A 4,730-nucleotide genomic window follows, 5' to 3' on the forward strand; every position below is an offset into this window, starting at 1 on the left:
GCCAACCTCTAACCTGTTGAATCGAAACAGAACAGATGTTTGTCGGGCTTGTGCATTGCGGACGTGAGTTACCCACAGATTCTGTTGAGAGCCCTGTTAGCAACTTCTGGACATCCGCATCAAGTCCTTGTCCCACAAAGGTTTTCGGGCGACGCGTGGGGAATGGCTTCTTTTCCCATGTGCTCGCAAACATCGTTACCCAACGTTGCCCCCTTTTTCAGAACCCAATAGCGCCGGCCACATATTCCCCGGTCGATCTCGCCATCGACGCAACGAGCCGGGGATGGCGGACGACGAAAACCGCAATCACCAGGAAAACGGCCCCACAGGTGACAACCGTCTCGAACGTGCCCCACAGCTTGTTCTGGGAGACAAGCATCGCAAACGTCCAGAGTGAAATGATTGCGCCGAGAGCGGGACCAAACACCGGGCGGTAGCTGTATTCGTGCTTCCACGGCACATCCACCGGAGCGGGTTCCTTTGCCGCCAGATTGAGTGCAACGCCTTGTTCATGAGGCAGTGCAATGAGTTGCGGCCCCTGCCCGAAGTGCGCCATCTTCGCGGCGAGCGCCTGGAGCAGCCAGCGCGCTACGGGTGCCTGCGGTCCGACCGCCTGCTCTAGCGCGTGTTCTTCGAGTTTCTGACCGCTCTCCCGTACCGCGCCCATCGTCCCGTGCTGCGCAATGCCCTTGAGGCGGCTATGCCAGAAGTGATGAATGCGCTCGCGTGGCACCTGGCCCGCGTCGAGCAGCAGGGAGAGCGACCTGTCCACCTGGTCGGCGTCGCTGGTCATCTGGCGTAACAGCCACGCCTGCTGTCTCAGGTCCTTCTTCTCCCGCATGAGCGCAGGCGAACCCAGCAGCAGCGCCACTGCCGCCTCTGAAAACGCCGGTTCAATGTCCTGCCCTTCCCCGTCCTGCCCTGCCTCGTTCAGATGCCACGCGAGCAGCAGGCGATACTTTGGAGTCCGGTCCACGGTGTACGAGGCATAGGCATAGGGTGATTGCATATAGTCCTTGAACCAGTGATCCGCAAACCCAACGTCCATGTTGTTGCCCAGCGACCTGACGCGGGGCACCCCAGCCAGTTCCATCTGCTTCCAGACCTGCTGGACGTCAAGCGAGAGTTCTGGCTGGTCGCACTGCATCACGATTTCGAAGGAGTCGCTGCGCATCGCCGTCGCGAGACATGGCAACAGGGGCGTCAGAAGTTGCGTGAGCACACTGTGAAGGCGGGGTGTGCCTTCCTCGCCAGCGCCGACATCCAGCGCCTTGACCTTGCCCGGATTCTCCGGTGGCTTTCCCTCAAGCCCCAGCATGCGCACGGCGAGGTCCGGCTCCGGAGCGAGTACCACGCTATCAAGCACGGCGACACCCGAGCGGACTTGCCGCTGCCAGTTGACTATCTGGTGCCAGCGTTCCGTGTTGTGATCTGCTGCCTGCATTGCCGGCCCGTCATACAGGACCATGTGCAGCATGAAGCAGATTGCCATCGAAAGAGTAAGCGGAACCGCAAACGCCTCGTGAAAAAGCTTTTCCGACCAAATGGGCACGCCTTTCGGCCAGTCCGCCAACACGATGACCAGGGCGGCGACATGAACAACCAGGAATATGCAGATATAGAGCCATACGGGCGGCGGCTTCACAGCAGGCCATTCTTCCGGCATGCGCTGATCCCAGCGAAAACTCATGTGGCCTCCGTTCAGGCGTCAACAGTCCACGCGCGCAGTGATGCGCGCAGCAGGGGTTTCGGATTGCAGGCACATGCGCAATAGTCGTTCTCCAGCGCGGGCACCTTGCCGTAGAACTCCTGCTCGAAGCGTGCGCCGTTGCGCTCGATCCTGCCGGTCGTGCCACACGCCGGGCAGCGTACCGCTGCGCCGAGGTAGCCCATCCTGCGTCCGTTGTAGCCTGTGCCATCGATGCCATCGACCACCGTCCCGCCTGTGGTCGTATGGTCGCCTTCATAGATGTGGGCGCGTTCGCTCATGTCAGGCTCCTACCCATTCCCAATCGGTCCTGCCCGAGTCCACGTCGCCCTCGGGCATGCGCTCGCCCCGGCGTCGCGTCACGATGCTGGCGAGGTCGTACCGGGTGGGAGCCCGCCCGTACAAAGAATCTGAGTGGATGCGTCTGACCCAGCGCCCACTGCGTGGACACTCAGCGCCTGACTCGCAGAACTGCACGGTGTCCGCGATCATGTCGAACGACCATTGCTTGACGGGCGTTGGCGCGGTCGCCTCCCACACCCACTGCACCGGCCCGTCGATGTTGACATCGGGCAGTTGCTCCATCGGCATCGTGACGCGCCCGGTGGTCGCCGCCTCCCCGGCCTTGAACGGCTTGAGCAACAGACCGCGATGGCCGTTGTCAGTACGCACGGCACGGTACAGACCGTCCTCGGCAAAGGTCTGCCCCGGCTTGACCGGTTGCCGCGACATCTCTGCCTTGTGCATCGCTTCCCACTGCTCGCGCTCCTGGGGCGTCGAGGGGTAGTCGCGGTCGAACGTGATGCGCAACGGAGCCCTGAAGTCAGAATGGAAACTAACGTCATCATTCATGGCATATGGACCATCAAAGCTCAAACCCAATGTAATCCAGGCGCTGACATCGTAGGTTCCGGCAGGAATTTTATTGTACGGTACTCCTGAATATGAAAGGTCGAAGAATTGCCCCGGATCGATCGTGACGCGGGAAAGTTCCTTTCCAGATGAGGCATTATTAATGGCCCAAACATTTTCCCCCGGAATTCCAACTGAAAGGTAGCCGCGCGGTCCCGCCGAGTCTGGGGCATCAACTGTCGTTTTGTCGCGACCGCTGTTGAACAACCTCAGCCGAACGTTAAATTTCCCGTCTGTCGACTTCTCGACAGATAGAACAGAGATGGTAAGCTTCTCTACGGCGATTCCATTTCGTACACAATACGCCTTCAGAATATTACTCAAGTCATCATATCGCCACGCTGCCTTTTTCGGCAAAACATCGAAATTGGAATGTACCGTTTCATCAGTTGCCGGACAAACAACCGTGAATTGTGGCAGGTAATAGTCGTTCTTGCTCCATTGCGCCCTGTCGCAAAGAATAGACGTTATCTCCTTGGCCGCTTCTAGTGCCTCCCCTTGCAACCGGGCTTCGAGCAGGGTAAATCCCGCCACATCGGGATCGTCAATATTGCTTCTAATCAACGCCACCTTTCCAGCGCGAACACTCGGACCATTTGTTGTCAATTCAGCGAAATCGAGTTTCGTGCCGATATCGTCACCGGACACACCTGTATTCGCCATCACATACCCCATTGAAACAATCAAAAGAAGAAACCCGACAGGCCAGCGAAGCAATCGACTACTTCTCATATCCCACCCGCCAGGTGCGGCCTGTCATAACATTGAATTCCCGCGCAATATAGTTGCCGTAGTAGTAGTCAAGCTGCGCCGTTGGAGGTTGACCAGGTAATACCAGATGCGCGCAACCGCCCCCCATCAGGTTCTCAGCCGAATCCGCCTGCCACGTCACTTTTCCGGCCTCCTCCTTTATCGTCGCGAAATTTACTTCGCCGTTTTCGATGTACATCTTGTGCAGCCAGCCGCCCTTGTCGTAATACTCGTCAGGAAAGTTAAACAGATAGCCGCATTCATGCGCTATGGAATTGTCAGGAAAGGGGATGCGCGGTTGTTCTTTGGGTATCCAGGTCTCTTCCCCCCAACTGTTCGCGTCACAGCGCTTCGCCGCAGGAAAGAGATTCACGGGCCGATGGATTTTCTTGTCCGTCGCCACGTTACCAGTCGCGTCAGCCAGATAGAGTTCAACCGCGTACTTCACCCTGACCCGGCAACCACAGGACGCGCCTTTTTGGCATTGATCGAGAACCAGCCAGAATGACTTCTGGTTGAGGACAGCTTCAACGCGGGCACGAACTTCGGGGAGCTTGAAATTCGGCCCCGGCTGGCTGCGGGATTCCACAACATATCCTGGAATTGGTTTGCTACCCGCCAACGCAAGTGCAAACTGGTCAAAATCATAGGGCACTGACTGAACCGGTTGCACCGCTTCTCCATCTGGACCCGCCACCCGGATGTCCCTAAGCACGAGTTTGATACGAACCGTTGCCGTGACCGTTTTCGACCGCGGGTCATAGGCCAGTTCAAAGGGCGATGTCCGATCCCCTCCACCAGTCTGACGCTTACCCTTATAGAGCCACGGCGACCCATCCTTCCTGATGGCAAGGTATGTCCGAGTCTCCATCGACGGTTCACGCTCGCTCCGAAGCACCGGCATCTGCCAGTCGCACGGCACGACCTTGTTGAGCCTGATCGGGTCCAGGTTTTCGGGAACCTTCCCCTTGGGCGCATTGTCCGGGTCAGTCAGCACCAGCGGACTGTTATCCGAGTTCGCCTGCTGTTGTCCAGCCGATGCCGCCGCGCCCATGTCGGACGGTGGGGCAGGCGGAACTCCACCCGCACTCTCCGCCTCGCCCATCTCGGGCGCAGGTGCTGGAGGTGCAGGAGGCACCACAAACTTCGGATTGGTCCGCCATACCTCGCAGTCGGTCGTGTACGGCACGAACTTCGGCGCGAACGCTGTGCCGCCCAGGTCCATCTGCGCGGGACCGNTGCCCTTCANGCTGGCCGTCCGGNACAGCACACCGCCACGCGAGCCGATCTCGACGCCTTCCCCGCTGAGCTTCACGTAGGTGCCGCTCACGTTCAGGATGATTTCCTTCGCCGCCTTCAC

Annotated in this window: 3 protein-coding genes; all 3 read right to left on the reverse strand. The window is 58.9% G+C overall.

Annotation, left to right across the window (positions count from 1 at the left end; genetic code table 11):
- Positions 1-217: 217 nt before the first annotated feature.
- The 3 genes from A3CW_RS49870 to A3CW_RS52990 are packed head-to-tail and all read right to left on the reverse strand — an operon-like array spanning position 218 to position 3,337.
- Positions 218-1,690 (reverse strand): hypothetical protein, encoded by a 1,473-nt coding sequence (locus A3CW_RS49870; RefSeq protein ID WP_051482113.1) that lies wholly within the window; start codon positions 1,688-1,690, stop codon positions 218-220.
- Between the two features lie 11 nt (positions 1,691-1,701).
- A complete protein-coding gene (locus tag A3CW_RS0144005; RefSeq protein WP_028209147.1) occupies positions 1,702-1,989 on the reverse strand; it encodes a PAAR domain-containing protein in 288 nt (95 codons plus the stop codon).
- Position 1,990: 1 nt separating this feature from the next.
- Positions 1,991-3,337, reverse strand: a complete 1,347-nt coding sequence (locus A3CW_RS52990) for a hypothetical protein (RefSeq protein ID WP_154678237.1) — start codon at positions 3,335-3,337, stop codon at positions 1,991-1,993.
- Between the last annotated feature and the right edge of the window lie 1,393 nt (positions 3,338-4,730).

Source organism: Paraburkholderia nodosa DSM 21604, assembly GCF_000519185.1.
Taxonomy (GTDB): Bacteria; Pseudomonadota; Gammaproteobacteria; order Burkholderiales; family Burkholderiaceae; genus Paraburkholderia; species Paraburkholderia nodosa.

Coding starts and splice junctions, on each gene's coding strand:
- A3CW_RS49870 (WP_051482113.1), bottom strand. CDS start 1,690: ATGAGTTTTCGCTGGGATCAGCGCATGCCGGAAGAATGGCCTGCTGTG.
- A3CW_RS0144005 (WP_028209147.1), bottom strand. CDS start 1,989: ATGAGCGAACGCGCCCACATCTATGAAGGCGACCATACGACCACAGGC.